This window comes from Salipiger sp. ABF4_146 (genome assembly GCF_056161345.1).
In genome coordinates, this window is record NZ_JBSWYX010000007.1 from 25322 (window position 1) to 44808 (window position 19487).

Below are 19487 nucleotides of genomic sequence, written 5' to 3' on the forward strand. Positions count from 1 at the left end.
CGCGCGATCAGCCCGCCAGCACGGCCTCGGCTGCGGCGATCGCCGCCTCGGCCTGCGCCGCGTCCTTGGCACCACCCTGGGCGAGATCAGGACGGCCACCGCCGCCCTTGCCGCCGAGCGCCGCGACCGCCGCCTTGACCACATCCACCGCCGAGACAGAGCCCGTCAGGTCCTCGGTCACGCCAGCAGCGACGGCCACCTTGCCGCCGGTGTCGGCGATCAGCAGCACCACGCCCGAGCCGAGCCGCGACTTGTGCTCGTCGATGAGCGGCGGCAGGTCCTTGCCCGAGACGCCCGACAGCACCTGGCCGACGAACTTCTTGCCGTTCACCTCGCGCGCGTCACCGCCGCCCTGCCCGGCCCCGCCGGCCATGGCAAGATCGCGGCGCAGCTGGGCCACTTCGTTCTCCAGCTTGCGGCGCTCGTCGAGCAGCGCCGACACGCGCGCCACAGCCTCTTCGCCCGACACTTTGAGCAGCGACTCGATGCCCGACAGCGCCTTGTCGCGGCCGCGCAATTCGGCCATGGCGGCGTCGCCAGTCAGCGCCTCGATGCGGCGCACCCCCGCCGAAGACGCGGTTTCCGAGGTCAGGGCGAACATGCCGATATCGCCAGTGTGGGCGACATGGGTGCCGCCGCAGAGCTCCAGCGAATAGGTCTGCCCGTCCGAGCCCTTGCCCGAGCCGGCCAGCGTGCCCATCGACACCACGCGCACCTCGTCGCCGTATTTTTCGCCAAACAGCGCCTGCGCGCCGATGGCGCGGGCGTCGTCGGGGGTCATGATGCGAGTGCTCACCGCCGAGTTCTGGCGGATGAAGGCGTTCACCTCGGTCTCGACCTTCGCCACTTCCTCGGCGGTCAGCGCCTTGGTGTGCGAGAAGTCGAAGCGCAGGCGTTCCGGCGCGTTCAGCGAGCCGCGCTGCGCGACGTGATCGCCAAGCGCGCGGCGCAGCGCCTCGTGCAGCAGGTGGGTCGCCGAGTGGTTGGCGCGAATCTTGCCGCGGCGCTTGTGATCCACATCCAGCCCCAGCGCGTCCCCTTTCGAGAAGGTGCCGGACTTGACGGTGACCATATGGCCGGTGATCTTGCCGCCCGCCAGTTTCTGCGTTTCGGTGACCTCGGCCTGATCGTCCTCGTTCTCCAGACGGCGCAGCCAGCCGGTGTCGCCGACCTGACCGCCGCTTTCGCCGTAGAACGGCGTCTGGTTCAGAACCACCCAGCCGCTTTCACCGGTCGCCAGCTTGTCGACCGCTTGGCCATCCTTGACCAGTGCGAGGATCTGGCCCTCGGCGGTCTCGGTGTCGTAGCCGAGGAAGTCGGTGGCGCCCTGCTCTTCGGCGATGTCGAACCAGATCGCCAGATCGGCGGCCTCGCCCGAGCCGGACCATGCGGCGCGCGCCTTGGCCTTTTGCTCGGCCATGGACTTGTCAAAGCCCTCGGTGTCGACCTCGCGGCCACGCTCGCGCAGGGCGTCCTGCGTCAGGTCGAGCGGGAAGCCGTAGGTGTCATAGAGCTTGAACGCCGCCTCGCCCGGCAGCTTGGCACCTTCGGTCAGGCCGACCAGTTCGTCGTCGAGCAGCTTCAGCCCGCGGTCGAGGGTCTGCTTGAAGCGGGTTTCCTCCAGCTTCAGCGTCTCTTCGATCAGCGCCTGCGCGCGGTGCAGTTCGGGATAGGCGGCGCCCATCTGGCGCACCAGCGCCGGCACCAGCCGGTGCATGACCGGATCCTTCGAGCCCAGCATGTGCGCGTGGCGCATGGCGCGGCGCATGATCCGGCGCAGCACGTAGCCGCGGCCGTCGTTGCTGGGCATCACGCCATCGGCGATCAGGAAGGAGGTCGAGCGCAGGTGGTCGGCGATCACCCGGTGGTGAGTCTTGCCCGGCCCGTCCGGATCGGTCGAGGTGGCATCTGCCGACGCCTCGATCAGCGAGCGGATGAGGTCGGTGCCGTAATTGTCGTTGGTGCCCTGAAGCAGCGCCGCAACCCGCTCGATGCCCATGCCGGTGTCGATCGACTGCATGTCAAGCGCGCGCATGGATCCGTCCTCGAACTGCTCGTTCTGCATGAAAACGAGGTTCCAGATCTCCACGAAGCGGTCACCGTCTTCTTCGGGCGAACCCGGAGGGCCACCCCAGTATTTGTCGCCGTGATCAAAGAAGATCTCGGTGCAGGGGCCGCAGGGACCGGTCGGGCCCATCATCCAGAAGTTGTCGTTGGTGGGGATGCGGATGATCCGGTCGTCGGGCAGGCCGGCGACCTTCTTCCACATGTCGGCGGCTTCGTCATCGGTGTGATAGACGGTGACCAAAAGCCGCTCTTTGGGAATGTCGAGCTCTTTGGTGATCAGCTCCCAAGCAAAGGGGATCGCCTCTGCCTTGAAGTAGTCGCCGAAGGAGAAGTTCCCCATCATCTCGAAGAACGTGTGGTGGCGCGCGGTGTAGCCCACGTTGTCGAGGTCGTTGTGCTTGCCACCGGCGCGCACGCATTTCTGCGCGGTTGTGGCGCGGGTGTAGTCGCGATGTTCGACGCCGGTGAACAGGTTCTTGAACTGAACCATCCCGGAGTTGGTGAACATCAGCGTGGGATCATTGCGGGGAACAAGCGGGCTCGAAGGCACGATCTCGTGGCCCTGCTTGGCGAAGTAGTTCAGAAACGTCGAGCGAATGTCGTTCAGCGTGGGCATGGGTGTTCTCTTGCGCCTCGTCTGCGGGTTCCGCTCGGGTGTATATCTCCATCCCCCGCCTGTCCATAAGCCGCCGGCGAAAAGCTCCATAAGCCGCCGGCGAAAAGCGTTGCGCGGATGCGGCATCGCGGCGCTGGCCCCATGCGGCCAGCGCGGCACCCGCCCGCGAGGGATGGAGATCGGCGCCTTAGGCCCGCCGCACCCGGCGCACGGGCAGCGCCTCGTCGGCGACCAGCCACAGGCCCGATCCGATCACCAGCGCCGCGCCCAGCATGGCCCCCAGCGTCGGCAGTTCGCCGAAGCCGAAAAAGCCGATGAGCACCATCCAGACGAACTGCAGGTTCATCAGCGGCGTGGCAACGAAGGCGGGCAGCAGCCGCAGCGCCTCGACCGAGACGACCCGCGCGCCGAACAGGAACACCGCGTAGCCCGCCACCCAAAGCACATCGGCCAGCGGCATCGGCTGCCAGACGAAGGGCAGCGCCGCCCCCATGCTCAGCGCCAAAGCGAGATTGGGCCAGAACACCTGCGCCAGCGGCTTGCGCTCGCGCTTCGCGATGCGACGGGCGACGACCATCGAGGCGGTGCCGCTCAGCGCCGCCAGCAACGCCCAGCCGTGACCGGCATCAAGCGCCACGCGGCCTTCGGGCATCAGAAACAAGATGCCCCCGGCACCGACCGCAAGCGCCAGCCACGCGGCGGGGCGCACCGGCTCGCCGAGCGCCGGGCCCGAGAGCGCGGCGGCCACAAGCGGCATCAGGCCGATGAACAAGAAGACATCGGCGAAGGGCAGCAGGCGGAAGGCCTGAAAAAAGCCAATCGCGGCGACCACGGTCAGCACCGCGCGCAGCGCCATGGTGCGGCGGCAACGCACCGCCAACGAGCGGCGCACGCCCTCGGGGCGCGCTGTACACATGGCAAACGCCAGCACCAGCGCCGAAGACAGCGCAAACAGTTGCGGCGCCGCGTAGCCGCCGGCAATCAGCTTGGTGATCCCGTCGGCGGCGGCGATGAGCGCGGTATAAAGCGCGACAAGCCCCGCTCCGAGCAGCGCCGAACGCCCGCCGCTCACCGCTGCCCCGCCCGGGCGAAGCCCGCAAAGAATGCGCCGAAATGCTCCAGCCCTTCGGCCATCTCATCGAGCAGCCCCAGCACTTGCGGCGACAGCGCCCGCCCCATGCGGCGGCGCATCAGCGGCCAGTCGGGCGAGCGCTCGGTGCCCACCGCGAGCAGTGCCTGCGACAGCTCGCGCAGCGGCGTTCCCTGCTGCGGGCCGCGCAGGAACCGCCGGCGCCCGGTCCCGGCGGGGATTTCAAACGCGGTCCGGCCCGCAACCGCGGCATGCCAGTTGCAGACGAGGAAATCGTGGTAGTCGTCCTGCACCGACATCTGCGCGCCCTCTTCTATAGAGAAGTCGCGAAGTTGCTGGCCAAGCCAGAGGGTCCAAAGCGCGGGCGGCGTCTCTGCGGCGTACCGCAGGGCGATGCAGACCTCTGACAGCAGATCGGGGTTCTGTTCAAGGTAGGCAAGGTTGCCGGCGAACTGCAGGCTCATCAGCGCCTCGGGCGGCAACTGTGGATCGCGGCAACCGTATTCGCTGAGATAGAAAACGATATGCGTGAGCTCGTAGGCGGCTTTCTTGTTGGGCAGGGTGAAGTTTCGCGTGCGGGCGCAGAAATCGCGCAGGCGGTCTTCGAGCCCCGGATCGTCAGCACCGCATGCTATGCCCCGTCGCGCCAGCAGGCGCCGGGCCTCCATCCGCTGCAGGTCCGAAAGCTCGGCTTCCGGCAGCGCATCTTTGGCAATGCGATCGGCCATGCGCAGCCCTGCCTCGCCGCGCAGGCCCAGATCCTCCAGGCCCAGGTCCTCAAGGTCGAGAACCAGCGAGAGAAGGAAGCGGTAATACTGCGGGAAGAACGCCAGCCGGTCTTCGGCGCCTTGATAAAAGTCATCATGCACCGCCAGCGCCTGCACCGGCACCTCCGCCCCGGTGCATTCGAGAATGTTCAGCAGTTCTGCGTTTTCCTTGAACCAGAACACGTCCTCGGTCCGCCGCCGATGCCGCGCAAAACAATCAATCAGGTCTGCGGCGCCCGCGCCCGGTGTCTGGCGCCCGCGCGACGGCGGGAAGGCAATGACATTTGCAGCGGGTGACGGGGAAGCGGAAGGCACTGGCGCGGACATGGCAACGGATCTCGATAAAATGGGATTAGGTCATGCGGGCGCCATTCCTGAGCGCCCGCGCGAGCAGTTCGGGGGATCAGGCGCCCGAGGTGAAAAGACCTGTTGCCTCACCTTCTGCGGTTTCCGAGCGCAGAGGCGCCGCGCCCGAAGTGAAAAGTGCAGCGCCCTCGCCCGCGGTTGTCTCGGCCCGCACCGGCGCGGCACCCGAGGTGAACAACTCCACCGCGTCACCGGCGGCCGTCTCGGAGAGGCTCGGCGCTGCGCCGGAGGTGAAGAGCGCCACGCCCTCGCCTGCGGTGGTTTCGCCGCGCACCGGCGCCGCACCCGAGGTGAACATCTCCACCGCGTCACCGGCAGCGGTCTCGGACTGGCGCGGCGCGGCGCCGGAGGTGAAGAGCGCCACGCCCTCGCCTGCGGCGGTTTCGCCGCGCACCGGCGCCGCACCCGAAGTGAACAACTCCACCGCGTCACCGGCGGCGGTCTCGGACAGGCTCGGCGCGGCGCCGGAGGTGAACATTTCCAGCCCCGCCCCCTCGAGAGCGTCAGCTTGCGCCAGCGGCGCGGCACCCGAAGTGAACAGCGAGCAGCCCTCGCCGGAGAACAGGTCCGCTTCGGCAGCGGTGTGAGGGGCGGAGGCAATAAAAGTCTTAAGCAGAGCGGACATAGGAAACTCCCTGGTTGGATAAGCACTGAAATCGTGCTTCAGGGTTTCCCGGCAAACTTGCTTCAGGCAATATAGTTTCTTGCCTGAGTTGCATTATACCGGAGTTGCTCACAGAAACAATACGCCACAGTGATACTGCCTGACGCAACAATACGACTTGCCCACAGAAAGAAATTTTCTGGGGATGCTTTCCTTTGCGTCATCGAACCTGGGAATTTTCGATTCGCAGGGGCCCCGAATCCCCTCGGATTTGACGCCCTGCCCTTGTTCCCGACTCGGCTTTGGGCGATAGGTTGCGCAACTTGCGGAGGGCACCAGATGAAGATCGCCACCTTCAACATCAACGGCATCAAGGCGCGCATCGGCGCGCTGACCGACTGGCTCGACGAGGTGCAGCCCGACGTGGCGCTGCTGCAGGAGATCAAGTCGGTCGACGAAGCCTTCCCGCGCGACCTGATCGAAGAGCGCGGCTACAACGTCGAGACGCACGGCCAGAAAGGCTTCAACGGCGTCGCGATCCTGTCGAAGCATCCGCTCGAAGACGTGCGCCGCGGCCTGCCCGGTGACGACAGCGACGAGCAGGCGCGCTGGATCGAGGCGACGGTGGTCGGCGAGAAAGAGGCGCTGCGCCTGTGCGGGCTCTACCTGCCGAACGGCAACCCGGTGGAGTTCGATGCCGAGGGCCAGCCGATCCGGGACGGCAAATACGGCTACAAGCTGGACTGGATGGACCGGCTGCACGTCCGCGCGCAGGACCTGCTGGCCGAAGAAACCCCGGCGCTGATGGCGGGCGATTACAACATCATCCCGCAGGCCGAGGACGCCGCCAAGCCGCAGGCCTGGGAGAAGGATGCGCTGTACCTGCAGCAGAGCCGCGACGCGTTCCGCCGCATCCTCAACCTCGGCTTCACCGAGGCGTTCCGCGCCCGCGTGCAGGGGCCGGGGCATTACTCGTTCTGGGATTATCAGGCCGGCGCTTGGCAGCGGAACAACGGCATCCGCATCGACCACGTGCTGATGACCCCCGCCTGCGCCGATCTGATGGTTGAATGCGGCATCGACCGCGATGTGCGCGGCCGCGACAAACCGTCGGACCACGTGCCGGTCTGGGTCGAGCTGGCACTCTGAGCGAAACGCAGCGCCTTTAGAACACGGGGCCTTTGCCCCCGTGCCAAGCGACGGGCCATGCTTGCACCTGCGCGGCACCCGTCTTACATCTGAGTAGAACAGTAAGACAGCGGAGTCCGCCCACATGGCAATCGAAGCGACGGAGATCGAACAGCTCATCCGCGCCGCCTTTCCCGAGGCCAAAGTCACCATCACCGACCTTGCCGGCGACGGCAATCACTACGCCGCCGAGGTCATCGACGAAAGTTTCCGCGGCCAGAACCGCGTGCAGCAGCAGCGGGCGGTCTACGCCGCGCTGAAGGGCAAGATGGACGGCAACCACGGTGAGCTGCACGCGCTGGCGCTCACCACGAAAGCCCCGGACTAAACCATTCCACGCCGCGCGCCCGTGCCGTAGCGCCCCGGCGCGCGCAGACAGGAGACACGAGATGACGACCGAAGCGACCACCCAGATCGAAGAGACGGTGAAAGCCAACGCCGTGGTGCTCTATATGAAAGGCACCAAGACCATGCCCCAGTGCGGCTTTTCCAGCCGCGTGGCCGGTGTGCTCAACTACATGGGCGTCGAGTATGTCGACGTGAACGTGCTGGCCGATGACGCCATCCGTCAGGGCATCAAGGATTACTCGGACTGGCCGACCATCCCGCAGCTTTACGTGAAAGGCGAGTTCGTCGGCGGCTGCGACATCATCACCGAGATGACCCTCTCGGGTGAGCTCGACAGCCTGTTCGAGCAAAACGGCGTCACCTACGACAAGGACGCCGCCGAGAAGATCCGCGAAGCCAACGGCTGACCGCGGCTGCTCGCTTGAGCCAGATCGACATTCGCGCGGCGGCGGATCCCCGGGATTTCGCCGCCGTGCGCACCCTGTGCCTCGCCTACCGCGAGGACCTGCGCGACCACCACCCGGACGCCCCGGCGCTGGTGACGCTGCTCTACCCCGACCCTGCATATACTGATCTGCTGGAGGCTCTGCCCGGCAAGCATGACGCCGTGCTGTTGGCGCGGCTCGATGGCACGCCGGCGGGCTGCGCCATGTCGCAGCCGCTGGCCGACGGCAGCCTCGAGATCAAGCGCGTGTACGTCACCCCCACCGCACGCGGGCACGGGCTCGCGCAGCGGCTGATGGAGGAACTGGCTGCGTGCGCCCGCGTCAAGGGCGTGCCATTGCTCAGGCTCGACACGATGAAGACGCTGAGCGCGGCGCGGCGGCTCTACGCCCGGCTCGGCTTTGCCGAACGCGGCCCCTACCAGCCCGTGCCCGACGCGGCGCTGCCGCACCTGTGCTTCTACGAGCGCGCGACCTAAGGCACGCCGCTTCGGCCACTGCGGGCGCGGCCCTGACGCCTCGGTCCAAGCGCCTCGCCGCTGTTTCGGCGGTGCCAGCGCACCGGCCGCCAACCGCCAAGGGGGGCAAGGGCGGCAAGCCGATCGCCACGCTTTGCCGACACCATCTGTCCACAAAGGCACAAAAAAGGCGCCCCGCCCGGGACGCCTCGCAAAGAAAGCTGTGCGCAATGTCAGCTTTCGGGGGTCGGCTCCTCGTAGACGCCCTGCTCTTTCAGCGCATCAATGACCTCCTTGGGCATATAAGTCTCGTCGTGTTTGGCAAGAATTTCCGTCGCCTGAAAGACCCCGTCCACATAGCGCCCGGTGCCGACCATGCCTTGGTTCTCGTCAAACAGGTCGGGCAGCACACCGGCGAACACCACCGGCACCGAAGCCCCGCCATCGGTGACCGAGAAGCTGATTTCATGTCCCTGACCGCGCACCAGCGACCCGGCTTCGACCAGCCCCCCAATGCGGAAGGTCTCGCTTGGCGAGGGCGGCGCGTCGACGACCTGACTGGGCGAGCGGAAGAAGTTGATCCCGTCGCGCATGGCGTAGCCGATCAGCGCGGTCGACACCGCCAGCGCCACTGCCGCCAGTGCGACGATCTGGATGCGCCGCTGCTTCTTCAGCGATTTGAGACCCATTCTTCACTCCTCAGCACGTATGCCGTTCTCCCTATATGGCATCTTAAGCCGCCAAGAGAACTGTTCCAAATCAAATTGCGTCACCGCGCCGCGCCCAGATCTCTGCGCCCTGACCTCTGCGCCCCGTCCTCTTCGTCTAGACGAAAATATCCCGGGGGTGCGGGGGCAGCGCCCCCGCCTCTGTCGCGCAGGGCCGCAGACCTCAGAGGCTCTCGAAGCTCAGCGGCCGCTTCAGGAACTGCGTGGCATGCACAGATACTTTCCGCGGATCACCGGTGGTCAGAAAGCGGCTCTCGCGGCCCGGTCCGTACATGTCAGGATGACGCTGCAGGTAATCCGCCAGCGACGAGGCCACCAGATTGGCCTGCGAGTAGACCTTCACCTCCGGCCCCAGCGCCTCCTGAAACACCTCCTGCATCAGCGGGTAATGCGTACAGCCGAGGATCGCCGCCTGCGGCTCGGGCATCTTGCGCTTCAGCGCCTCGACGTGGCTGCGCACCAGCGCCTCTGCAAGGATCATGTCACCGTCTTCGATGGCATCCACCAGACCGCCGCAGGCCTGCGCCTCGACGTCGACACCGATGGCGCGGAACGCCAATTCGCGCTGGAAAGCGCGGGCGCGCACGGTGGCCGGCGTGGCAAAGAGCGCGACGTGCTGCACGGCAACCTCGCGCGGCGGCGAGTTGTCGCCCCATTGGCGCTCGGTCAGCGCCTCGATCAGCGGAACGAAGACCCCCAGCACGCGCTTGCCGGGCGGCAGACCGCCCTCCTGCATGCGTCGCAGCGCCGCCGCCGAGGCGGTGTTGCAGGCAAGGATCACCAGATCGCAGCCGGCGTTCCAGAGATTGTGCACCGCCTCGACCGTCAGGTTGTAGATGTCTTCGGCATCGCGCACGCCGTAGGGCGCATGCGCGCTGTCGGCATAATAGACAAAGGGCACCTCGGGCAGCCGCTTGGCCACCGCGTCGAGCACCGTCAGCCCGCCGAGCCCGGAATCGAATACGCCCACCGCCATCTCTGCCCTCCTTGCCGCGCCGTTGCGCGCCTGCATTCAGCCGGGCTTTGCCGGTCTGCCTTGGATGTCCGCCGCGCGAGTCGCGTGACGGAAGCCTTGGGAATCGGTCTTACGGCGCTTTGGCTGGGAGATCCATTGCAGCCTGCGGCGCGCTCACGACATCGTTCGGTGCCTTCGACGCGCGGCAGCAAGGCGGGGGCGCTGCCCCCGCACCCCCGGGATATTTGCATCTAGACGAAGCGGCGAGGCGGCGCATTTGCCACCGCCTCGCTTGATGGCGTCACTCGGCTGCCTGCGCGAAGGGCGTGCCGCCGGCGCGGATCATGGCGAGCAGCTCTTCGCGGCGCTTGGCGGCGGCGCGCTCGGCGGCCTCTTTCACCGGGCCGAAGCCACGGATCTTCAGCGGCAGCTCGGCCAGCGCCACGGCGGCCTCCAGCGTCTCGGGCGTAACCTTGGGAAGCACCTCGGCCATGTCGCGCTCGTATTGCGCGATCAGGGCGCGCTCCATCTTGCGCTCGGCGGTGCGGCCGAAGGGATCGAGCGGCGTGCCGCGCAGCCACTTCAGCTTTGCCAGCAGGCCGAAGGTCTTCAGCATGCCCTCCCCGTAGATCTTCTTCACCGGACGTCCGTCCGAGCCCTCTTTCGACAGCATCGGCGGCGCGAGGTGGAAGCTCATCTCGAAGCCCGGCTCGAAGGTCTGCTCGGCTTTCTTGCGGGTTTCGAGGTGCATCCGGGCCACTTCGTACTCGTCCTTATAGGCGAGCAGCTTGTGATAGCCCTTGGCCACCGCCTCGCGCAGGCGGGTGTCCGTGATCGGGCCGAGCATGGCGCGATACCGCTTCGCCAGACGTGGGTTCTGATAGGCCGTGAGATGCGCCTCGCGGAAGGCAATCTTCTCGTCGAGGGATTTGGGTTTCTCCACCACCTTGGGCGCGGACAGCGCCGCCGCCTCGGCGGGATGGATCACCGCCCAGCGGCCGATCTCGAAGGCGCGCAGGTTGCGCTCCACCGCAGCGCCATTGAGGCGGATGGCGTCCTCGATGGCGTCATGCGGCAGCGGCAGAAGCCCCTGCTGCCACGCCGCGCCAAGCAGCATGATGTTCGAGAAGATCGAGTCGCCCATGGTGACGCGCGCCAGTTCGGTGGCGTCGAAGATCGCCAGATTGTCCGGCATCCGCGCTTCCAGCGCCACGCGCAGCTGATCGAAGGGCAACGTGAACTCGGGCTCGCGGGTGAACTCGCCGGTGATGATCTCGTGGCCGTTGACCACCGCGCCGGTACGGCCACGCTTGGTCAGCCCCAGCGTCTTGGCCCCGGCGCTGACCACCAGATCGCCGCCGATGAGCGCGTCGGCCTCGCCGGTGGCCACGCGCACCGCCGAGATGTCTTCAGGGCGGTTGGCCAGCCGCAGGTGGATGTGCACCGCGCCGCCCTTCTGGGCGAGGCCGGCCATCTCCATCATCCCCGCGCCCATGCCGGCGATCTGCGCCGCCTGCGCCAGCACTGCGCCCACGGTCACCACGCCGGTGCCACCGACGCCGGTGATCACCACGTTGTGGGTCTTGTCGATCTGCGGGATTTGCGGCTGCGGCAGATGCGGCAGGTCCAGATCCGTGGTCTCGCCCTTGCGCATCTTTGCGCCCTTGAGCGTGACGAAGGAGGGGCAGAAACCCTTGAGGCAGGAAAAATCCTTGTTGCAGCTCGACTGGTCGATGGCGCGCTTGCGCCCCAGTTCCGTTTCCACCGGCACGATCGACACGCAGTTCGACTGCACGCCACAATCGCCGCAGCCCTCGCAGACGTCGGTGTTGATGAACACCCGCTTGTCGGGGTCGGGGAAGCTGCCCTTTTTGCGGCGGCGGCGTTTTTCAGCCGCGCAGGTCTGTATGTAGAGGATGACCGAAACGCCGCCGATCTGCTCGAAACGTTTCTGCACCGCCTCCATGTCCGCGCGCTCGAATGTCTCGATGCCGCCCGGGAAGAGGTCGAAGTTCACCTCCTCCTTCTCGTCGTAGACCACCGCCAGATGCTCGACGCCCATCGCCTTCAACTCGCGCGCGATGCGGTCGGCGGTGAGCCCGCCCTCGTTGGGCTGGCCGCCGGTCATGGCCACGGCGTCATTGTAGAGCAGCTTGTAGGTGATGTTGGTGCCCGCGGCGAGCGCCGCGCGGATCGCCAGCGATCCGGAGTGGTTGTAGGTGCCGTCGCCGAGGTTCTGGAAGACGTGGCTGCGCTTGGAGAACGGCGCCTCGCCGACCCAGTTCACACCTTCTCCGCCCATATGGGTGAAGCCGGTGGTCTCGCGGTCCATCCATTGCACCATGTAGTGGCAGCCGATGCCGGCATAGGCGCGCGCGCCCTCGGGCAGCTTGGTCGAGGTGTTGTGCGGGCAGCCCGAGCAGAAATACGGCAGCCGCGCCGCCAGATCAGGCGCATTGTCGGCCTTGCGTGCCGCGTCGAGCGCCGAAAGGCCTGCCTTGATGCCATCGGTGCCGCGGCCCTCCTCGACGAAGATCTCGCCCAGCTTCTGCGCGATCCACACCGGATCGAGCGCGCCGCGCGTGGGGAAAAGCTCCTCGCGGTGCATGCCGCCTGCCCCGCCCTTGTACCAGCCGTAGACCCGGCGACCGCGACGGTCGTCAAAGATCGCCTCTTTGACCTGCACCTCAATGAGTTTGCGCTTTTCCTCGACGATGACGATCAGATCGAGACCTTCGGCCCAATCATGGAAACCCTTCATGTCGAGCGGGAAGGTCTGGCCCACCTTATAGGTGGTTAGACCCAGCCGCTCGGCCTCGGCCTCGTCGATATTCAGCAGCGACATGGCGTGCTGAAGGTCGAGCCAGTTCTTGCCCGCAGCCACAAGGCCGATCTTGGCGCCGGGCTTGCCCCAGACGCGCTTGTCCATCTTGTTGGCGTGCGAGAACTCTTCGGCGGCGAAGCGCTTGAAGTCGATCATCCGCGTCTCTTGCAGATGCGGCGTATCGCCTAGGCGGATGTTCAGCCCACCCTCGGGCATCGCGAACTCCGGCAGCACCAGCGACATGCGATCCGGGCGGCCATCGACCACGGCGGTCGCCTCGACCGTATCCTTCATGGTCTTGAGGCCACACCATACGCCGGCAAAGCGCGACAGCGCAAAACCGTAGACGCCGTAGTCCAGCACTTCCTGCACACCAGCGGGCGAGACCACGGGCATATAGGCGTCCACCAGAGCCCATTCCGACTGGTGCAAGACGGTGGAGCTTTCGCCGGTGTGGTCATCGCCCATGGCCATCAGCACGCCGCCGTGCTGCGAGGTACCCGCCATATTGGCGTGGCGCATCACGTCGCCGGACCGGTCGACGCCCGGCCCCTTGCCGTACCAGAGCCCAAAGACCCCGTCGTATTTGCCCTCGCCGCGCAGTTCGGCCTGTTGCGACCCCCAGAGCGCCGTGGCCGCGAGATCCTCGTTCAGACCTTCCTGAAAGACGATGTCATTTTCGGTCAGCAGCTTTCCGGCGCGCTTCATCTGGATGTCGACGGCGCCCAGCGGCGAGCCGCGGTAGCCCGTGACATAGCCGGCGGTGTTCAGCCCGGCGGCGCGATCGCGCTCTTTTTGCATCAGCATCAGGCGAACCAACGCCTGCGTGCCATTCAAAAGGACCGGACTCTTGCTTAAATCGAACCTGTCCTGCAGGGAAATTGCTTGCTTGCTCATGCGCGCCTCCCTTCGCTCATAGTGCTTGCAGCTATCGTCCTATGTTAGGTCACACATACTGACCCGGATAGGGAAATCTTCGTTATTTTCCCACAGTCGGCGAAGATGTGTTTCCGTTTACCGTTCCTGTCGTATACAGGGCGCCAAAGTTGAATAAGATGCCGCCATGGATTGGGATAAGCTCAGGATCTTTCACGCTGTCGCGGATGCCGGCAGCCTGACTCATGCGGGAGATGCGCTGCATCTGTCGCAATCCGCCGTGTCGCGGCAGATTCGCGCGCTGGAGGAGGCGCTGGATACCACCCTCTTCCACCGTCACGCCCGCGGACTGATTCTCACCGAACAGGGCGAGCTGCTGTTCGACGCCACCGCCTCGATGGTGAAGCGGATCGACAGCGCCACCGCGCGCATTCGCGACAGCGAAGAGGAAGTGTTCGGCGAACTGAAGGTCACCACGACACACGGCTTCGGCGTGCTCTGGCTGGCACCGCGTCTGACCAAGCTTTATGAAAAGTATCCCGATCTAAAGATCGACCTGATGCTCGAAGAGCGGGTGCTCGACCTGCCCATGCGCGAGGCCGACGTCGCGATCCGCATGAAGGAGCCGAGTCAGGCCGACCTGATCCGCAAGCGTCTGATGTCGATCCGCATGCGCATGTATGCCTCGCCGGCCTATCTGGAGGCGAACGGCCTGCCCGAGTCGCTCGAAGATCTGTCCGAGCATCGGCTGATCTGCCAGAATCCAAACTCGGCGCAGGTGCTGTCGGGCAAGGCACTGGTGCAGAAACTGCTGACCTATGACATCCGCACCGGTCTGACGGTGAACAATTACTTCGGCGTGTTGCAGGCGGTGATCGCCAACCTCGGCATCGGCGTGCTGCCGGACTACATTATCGAGGACTTCCCGCATGTGGTGCGGGTGCTGCCCGACGTGGAATCCAACGAGGTGCCCGTGTTCCTCGCCTATCCCGAAGAATTGCGTCATTCCAAGCGTGTAACGGCGTTCCGCGACTTCGTGCAGGACGAGATCTTCGCGCATCGGCGGCAGCTCAAAGCGATGGGAGCCGACTGAATTTGCTCAAAAGTCAGGCGCCATGCAAACACTGCATGGCAGGAATGACGCTTCACAGCGATTTCGGCCCTTGATCGACTCAATACTGATCACATATTCAGCACACGAAGCTTGAAGCGCCCTAGCGCGCGTCATCTTCAACCTCCCTGTTGGACTTCGGCCGAGCTTTGTGCTCGGCCTTTTTTTTGCGGAATCGCCAGAGGTTACTTTGGCGGAACCGGCGCCTGCGGTAGCCTGCCTGAGCGACAGGAGGATGCCATGGCAGCGGATGAGATTTCCCCCGGCAACGCAGCGCAGCAGACGTTCTGGACCGACGGACCCGGGCTGACGTGGGTCGCTATGCGTGACGAGCTTGACACATTGCATGCGCATCTGTCGGAACTGGTGCTCGCCGCCGCAGCGCCGCAGCCCGGCGAAACAGTGATCGATCTGGGGTGCGGCGCCGGGGCCACGACGCTTGCTCTGGCAGCAGCCGTGGCGCCCGAGGGCCATGTCACCGGCGTAGACGTCTCCTCCTCTCTATTAGAAGTGGCGCGCGCCCGTGCCGCTTCGCTTGGCGGCATCCGCCCCGAGTTCATTCATGCCGACGCGCAGGTCTGGCAGCCAGCCGCGCCCGTCGACCTTTGCGTGTCACGCATGGGGGTGATGTTCTTCGACGACCCGGACGCAGCCTTTGCCAATATCTTGCAGTTTCTTCGCCCCGGGGGGCGGCTCGCCTTTATCTGCTGGCGCGGCAGCAAAGAGAACCCGTGGTTTGATCTGCCGATGAAGGCCGCGGTTGCACAGCTTGGCCCGCCAGACGCCGGTGATCCCGATGCGCCCGGCCCAATGGCCTTTCGCGACCCCGAGCGCGTGCGGCGCATTCTCTCGCGCGCTGGCTTTGAGGGCATCACCATCAAGACAGTGGACGCTGACCTGCGCCTGCCAACCGGCACCGCTGCGGCGGAACTGGCCACCCGCATTGGCCCCGCCGTGCGCCATATGCGTGACAAGGTGGCCTCCGAGGCGCAGGCCGAGGCGATCCGACGGGATATTGAAAACGCCTTTGCCGGAATCTCGACCAACGGCAACGCCACAATCCCCGCAAGAATGAACCTTGTGACCGCGCAGAGGCCCTGACCCCTCTTCCCCCTTTCGCGCCCTTGCCTTAAAGAGCGCACCAACCACGCTAAGGGGAGTCAGGATGCAGGAACCGTCCATCACCGAAGAGCTCATTGCCGCCCACGGGATCAGTCCCGACGAATACGAGCGGATCCTGCAGATCATCGGCCGCGAGCCGACGTTCACGGAGCTGGGGATCTTCTCGGCCATGTGGAACGAGCACTGCTCTTACAAAAGCTCGAAGATCCACCTGCGCAAGCTGCCGACCAAAGGCCCGCAGGTCATCTGCGGCCCCGGCGAAAACGCCGGCGTTGTCGACATCGGCGACGGTCAGGCGGTCATCTTCAAGATGGAAAGCCACAACCACCCCTCGTATATCGAGCCCTATCAGGGCGCGGCGACGGGCGTGGGCGGCATCCTGCGCGACGTGTTCACCATGGGCGCGCGCCCGGTCGCGGCGATGAACGCGCTGTCGTTCGGCGAGAAAGACCACCACAAGACCCGCCAGTTGGTGCACGGCGTGGTCGAGGGGGTCGGCGGCTACGGCAACTGCTTCGGCGTGCCGACCGTCGGTGGTGAAGTGCGCTTCCATTCCGCCTACAACGGCAACTGCCTTGTGAACGCCTTCGCGGCGGGCCTCGCCGACACCGATAGCATCTTCTACTCCGCCGCATCCGGCGTTGGCCGCCCGGTGGTGTACCTTGGTGCCAAGACCGGCCGTGACGGTGTCGGCGGCGCGACCATGGCCTCGGCCGAGTTTGACGAGACCATCGAGGAAAAGCGCCCCACCGTTCAGGTTGGTGACCCGTTCACCGAAAAACGCCTGATGGAAGCCACGCTCGAACTGATGCAAACCGGCGCGGTGATCTCGATCCAAGACATGGGCGCCGCGGGCCTGACCTGCTCGGCCGTGGAAATGGGCGACAAGGGCGACCTCGGCGTGCGTCTCGACCTTGAGAAGGTGCCGACACGCGAAGATGGCATGACCGCCTACGAGATGATGCTCTCGGAAAGCCAAGAGCGCATGCTCATGGTGCTCGACCCGGCGAAAGAAGCCGAGGCCAAAGCCGTGTTCGACAAGTGGGACCTCGACTTCGCCATCGTCGGCGAGACCATTGCCGAAGACCGCTTCCTCATCGTGCACAATGGCGACGTGAAAGCGGACCTGCCGCTCAAGGCGCTCTCTGGCACCGCGCCCGAGTATGACCGCCCGTGGGTCCCGACCCCCGCGGCTGAGCCGCTCGACGACGTTCCCGGCATTGATCCGATCGACGGTCTGAAGGCGCTGGTCTCCTCGCCGAACTATTGCTCGCGCGAGTGGGTCTACGAGCAGTACGACAGCCAAGTGATGGCCGATACCGTGCGCATCCCCGGCTTCGGCGCTGGCGTGATCCGCGTGCACGGCAGCCACAAAAAGCTGGCATTCACCTCGGACGTGACACCGCGCTACGTGCGCGCCAACCCGGTTGAGGGCGGCAAACAGGCGGTGGCCGAAGCCTATCGCAACCTCGTTTCGGTTGGTGCCCGCCCGCTGGCGACCACCGACAACATGAACTTCGGCAACCCTGAAAAGCCCGAGATCATGGGGCAGTTCGTCGGCGCGATCGACGGCATCGGCGCAGCCTGCCTCGCGCTCGACACGCCGATCGTCTCGGGCAACGTCTCGCTCTACAACGAAACCGACGGCGAGCCGATCCTGCCGACGCCCACCATCGGTGCCGTTGGACTGATCGCGGCTGGCGAGGAGCCGATCCTTGGCTACGCCCGCGAAGGCCATGTGGCGCTGCTGGTTGGCGAGACCACCGGCCACCTCGGCCAGTCGGCCCTGCTGGCCGAAGTCTTCAATCGCGAAGACGGCGATGCCCCGGCGGTCGACCTCGATGCAGAGCGCCGCAACGGCGAGTTCATCCTCGCCAACCGCGACTGGATCCGCAGCTGTACCGACCTTGCCGACGGCGGTCTGGCGATGGCGGCCTTCGAGATGGCCGAGGCTTCGGGCGTCGGCGTGCACCTCGACGCCGCCGACACGCCGACGCTGTTCGGTGAGGATCAGGGGCGCTACCTGATCGCCTGCAACTTCGACAGCGCCGAGGCTCTGATGACCGCCGCGTCACAGGCCGGGGTCACCCTCAGCAGCGTCGGCAAATTCACCGGCGATACCGTGCGCTTCGGCTCCAGCGAGGCACCCCTTGCGGAGCTCGCTGCCGCCTACCGTGGCAGCTTTGGCGAGTACTTCGGCTAACCCACCGCCCGACGCGCCGCTCTCCGGCGCGTCCATCCACTTGCCGGCCCCCAGAGCCGGAAGACATCGCCGCACCCTTATCGGGTGCGGCGACTTTTTTGTCTTCCGTTACAGCCCTCTGACACAAATCGGCAGTCTGTGTCCGGGGCGCTGACCTTGCCTGCCCCTACGTCCAGACCTAGGTTGTACCGCAGTTACCACCGGTGAGAGCAGACAGCCTCATCGTTGCAACTTGAGACAGGTACCGCGCCGGCACGACACGACGCCCCATAATATTTGAGTACACCGACCACCATGAACAATTGGGACGACCTTCGTTTCCTAGTCGCACTGTCGAAGACCGGCACCATGACAGCTGCAGCCAAACTACTGGGAACCAATACTGCCACCGTCTCGCGACGGATCGAACGGCTGTCGGAAACGCTAGGCGTGCCCGCTTTCGTGAAGACCGCCGATGGCTGGCGCCCCTCCGAAGCGGTGCGAGACCTGATCGATGTCGCCCTGAATTTCGACGGCCAACTGAAAGCGACCCTGAACAATCAGGACTCGGGCTTCGAAGCCGATATGGTCCCGCTTGCGCTGGGAGCCTCACCGATCATCAGCGCCCTGCTGCTTTTTCCGGGCCTCGACCCCAAGGACAATCCCTTGCCCGGCGTGCAGCTCTCTCTCACCGATCGACTCGACCGCGAGGGACTGGGGCAGAACGACCTCGTGGTTCAATTCGGCCGCCCGGATCAGGGCCGGATCATCGCCCGTAAGGCGGGCGATCTGACCTTCCGGCCCTACCGGTTCAAGGACGCCGATCCCGATGGCGATTGGATCGGTCTCAATCAGGCGCCAAACCGGTCGCGCATCCTACGCAGCGCGCATGATCATTTTGGCAAAGAGCCGAAAATCCGCGTCGATCATTTCATGGCGCTTTATACCCTGATGCAGACCACACGACTCGCTGGCCCGCTGCCCGATCTTCTGGCGCAGCGGACCCCCGACCTTGTCCCCGTCTGCCCCTCGGCAGCGCCGGTGACGCTTGATTGCTGGCTCTTCTATCACGAAAGCCGCCGTTCGGATCCGGGGATGCGGCGCGCCGTCGATTGGGTCATCCACTGTTTCGCGACACATGGCGCGGCATGCGTCCAGGCCGAGAACGCATGAGCGCGCGAATACCAAACACCATGCGCAACCATCGGTTTACGCAACGTCAACTTTAACCTATTAACGCTTGGCTTTGACACAGAGCAGTGTAACAGTTCAGATGTGAAAAGTTCCGTGAGGTCACACCACGGACGTAACGAGCAAAAGAATGGTCAGCTTAATACCAACATTGCAATGTGCCCTGCGGGTCGCGCTCGCCCTTACCCTCGGCGATACCGTGACCAAAGAGATATTCACCGCCGACCCAACCCTCATCGGCGCCCTCTCCGTGCAGCTACCGGGCCTTGCGACCTCTCTCTTGTGCGCACTCCTCGCCTCGATCGCCATCTGGCTGATCCTTGGCATCGGGGTGCGCGCCGTGGCCCTGATCGGATTGGGCCTTTACTTCGCTCACGCGCTTTTGGCGACGGGGCTGGACCAATTCGACATCACGACCCTATACGGCTGCGGCTTGGTCGCCTTGCTGGCTATTCCGCTGGTTCTCTTCGGCGGCGGACGGTTCAGCATAGCCCACCCCATTGCGCCTGACACGAACTAGGCTCGAAAGCACACCACTCACGAACACACTC

Annotated in this window: 16 protein-coding genes; 9 read left to right on the forward strand and 7 right to left on the reverse strand. The window is 65.4% G+C overall.

Features of this window, described 5'->3' with window-relative positions:
* Positions 1–7: 7 nt before the first annotated feature.
* The 4 genes from alaS to ACXAJT_RS11485 all read right to left on the reverse strand — a co-directional run bounded on the left by alaS (position 8) and on the right by ACXAJT_RS11485 (position 5531).
* Complete coding sequence (gene alaS, locus ACXAJT_RS11470) at positions 8–2683, reverse strand: alanine--tRNA ligase (RefSeq protein WP_475235406.1); 2676 nt, start codon at positions 2681–2683, stop codon at positions 8–10.
* A 187-nt stretch (positions 2684–2870) separates the two neighbouring features.
* A complete protein-coding gene (locus tag ACXAJT_RS11475; protein ID WP_475235407.1) occupies positions 2871–3755 on the reverse strand; it encodes a DMT family transporter in 885 nt (294 codons plus the stop codon).
* Positions 3752–4867, reverse strand: coding sequence for a DUF6902 family protein (locus ACXAJT_RS11480; RefSeq protein ID WP_475235408.1), 1116 nt, complete (start codon positions 4865–4867; stop codon positions 3752–3754). The genes ACXAJT_RS11475 and ACXAJT_RS11480 overlap by 4 nt, the downstream gene beginning before the upstream one ends.
* Before the next feature lie 76 nt (positions 4868–4943).
* Entirely contained in the window at positions 4944–5531 is a 588-nt protein-coding gene (locus tag ACXAJT_RS11485) for a hypothetical protein (protein ID WP_475235410.1), read from the reverse strand.
* Positions 5532–5849: 318 nt separating this feature from the next.
* On the opposite strand from ACXAJT_RS11485, the gene xth reads away from it, so the two are divergent.
* The 4 genes from xth (at position 5850) to ACXAJT_RS11505 (ending at position 7968) form a co-directional block, all read left to right on the forward strand.
* Positions 5850–6659 carry an exodeoxyribonuclease III gene (gene xth, locus ACXAJT_RS11490; protein WP_475235412.1) on the forward strand — a complete coding sequence of 270 codons (810 nt, stop codon included), beginning with the start codon at positions 5850–5852 and terminating at the stop codon, positions 6657–6659.
* A 124-nt stretch (positions 6660–6783) separates the two neighbouring features.
* Positions 6784–7026 carry a BolA/IbaG family iron-sulfur metabolism protein gene (locus tag ACXAJT_RS11495; protein WP_066100688.1) on the forward strand — a complete coding sequence of 81 codons (243 nt, stop codon included), beginning with the start codon at positions 6784–6786 and terminating at the stop codon, positions 7024–7026.
* 61 nt (positions 7027–7087) lie between these two features.
* Entirely contained in the window at positions 7088–7453 is a 366-nt protein-coding gene (gene grxD, locus ACXAJT_RS11500) for a Grx4 family monothiol glutaredoxin (protein WP_475235413.1), read from the forward strand.
* A gap of 14 nt (positions 7454–7467) precedes the next feature.
* A complete protein-coding gene (locus ACXAJT_RS11505; protein ID WP_475235415.1) occupies positions 7468–7968 on the forward strand; it encodes a GNAT family N-acetyltransferase in 501 nt (166 codons plus the stop codon).
* Positions 7969–8180: 212 nt separating this feature from the next.
* Here the strand turns inward: ACXAJT_RS11505 and ccmE are convergent, their stop codons facing one another.
* The 3 genes from ccmE to ACXAJT_RS11520 form a co-directional block, all read right to left on the reverse strand.
* Entirely contained in the window at positions 8181–8636 is a 456-nt protein-coding gene (gene ccmE, locus ACXAJT_RS11510; protein WP_475235417.1) for a cytochrome c maturation protein CcmE, read from the reverse strand.
* A gap of 202 nt (positions 8637–8838) precedes the next feature.
* On the reverse strand, positions 8839–9651 hold the full coding sequence (gene murI, locus ACXAJT_RS11515; RefSeq protein WP_475235419.1) for a glutamate racemase: 813 nt from the start codon (positions 9649–9651) through the stop codon (positions 8839–8841).
* 280 nt (positions 9652–9931) lie between these two features.
* Entirely contained in the window at positions 9932–13351 is a 3420-nt protein-coding gene (locus tag ACXAJT_RS11520; RefSeq protein ID WP_475235421.1) for an indolepyruvate ferredoxin oxidoreductase family protein, read from the reverse strand.
* Positions 13352–13517: 166 nt separating this feature from the next.
* Between ACXAJT_RS11520 and ACXAJT_RS11525 the strand changes: the two genes are divergently transcribed.
* The 5 genes from ACXAJT_RS11525 (at position 13518) to ACXAJT_RS11545 (ending at position 19456) form a co-directional block, all read left to right on the forward strand.
* Positions 13518–14423 (forward strand): LysR family transcriptional regulator, encoded by a 906-nt coding sequence (locus ACXAJT_RS11525; protein WP_475235423.1) that lies wholly within the window; start codon positions 13518–13520, stop codon positions 14421–14423.
* A gap of 258 nt (positions 14424–14681) precedes the next feature.
* Complete coding sequence (locus ACXAJT_RS11530) at positions 14682–15542, forward strand: class I SAM-dependent methyltransferase (protein WP_475235424.1); 861 nt, start codon at positions 14682–14684, stop codon at positions 15540–15542.
* Between the two features lie 64 nt (positions 15543–15606).
* Positions 15607–17766, forward strand: coding sequence for a phosphoribosylformylglycinamidine synthase subunit PurL (purL, locus tag ACXAJT_RS11535; RefSeq protein ID WP_475235425.1), 2160 nt, complete (start codon positions 15607–15609; stop codon positions 17764–17766).
* A gap of 294 nt (positions 17767–18060) precedes the next feature.
* A complete protein-coding gene (locus ACXAJT_RS11540) occupies positions 18061–18918 on the forward strand; it encodes a LysR family transcriptional regulator (protein ID WP_475235429.1) in 858 nt (285 codons plus the stop codon).
* A 148-nt stretch (positions 18919–19066) separates the two neighbouring features.
* The gene (locus ACXAJT_RS11545) at positions 19067–19456 is read left to right on the forward strand and encodes a hypothetical protein (RefSeq protein WP_475235430.1); all 390 of its coding nucleotides are present in this window, start codon (positions 19067–19069) and stop codon (positions 19454–19456) included.
* Positions 19457–19487 lie beyond the last annotated feature (31 nt).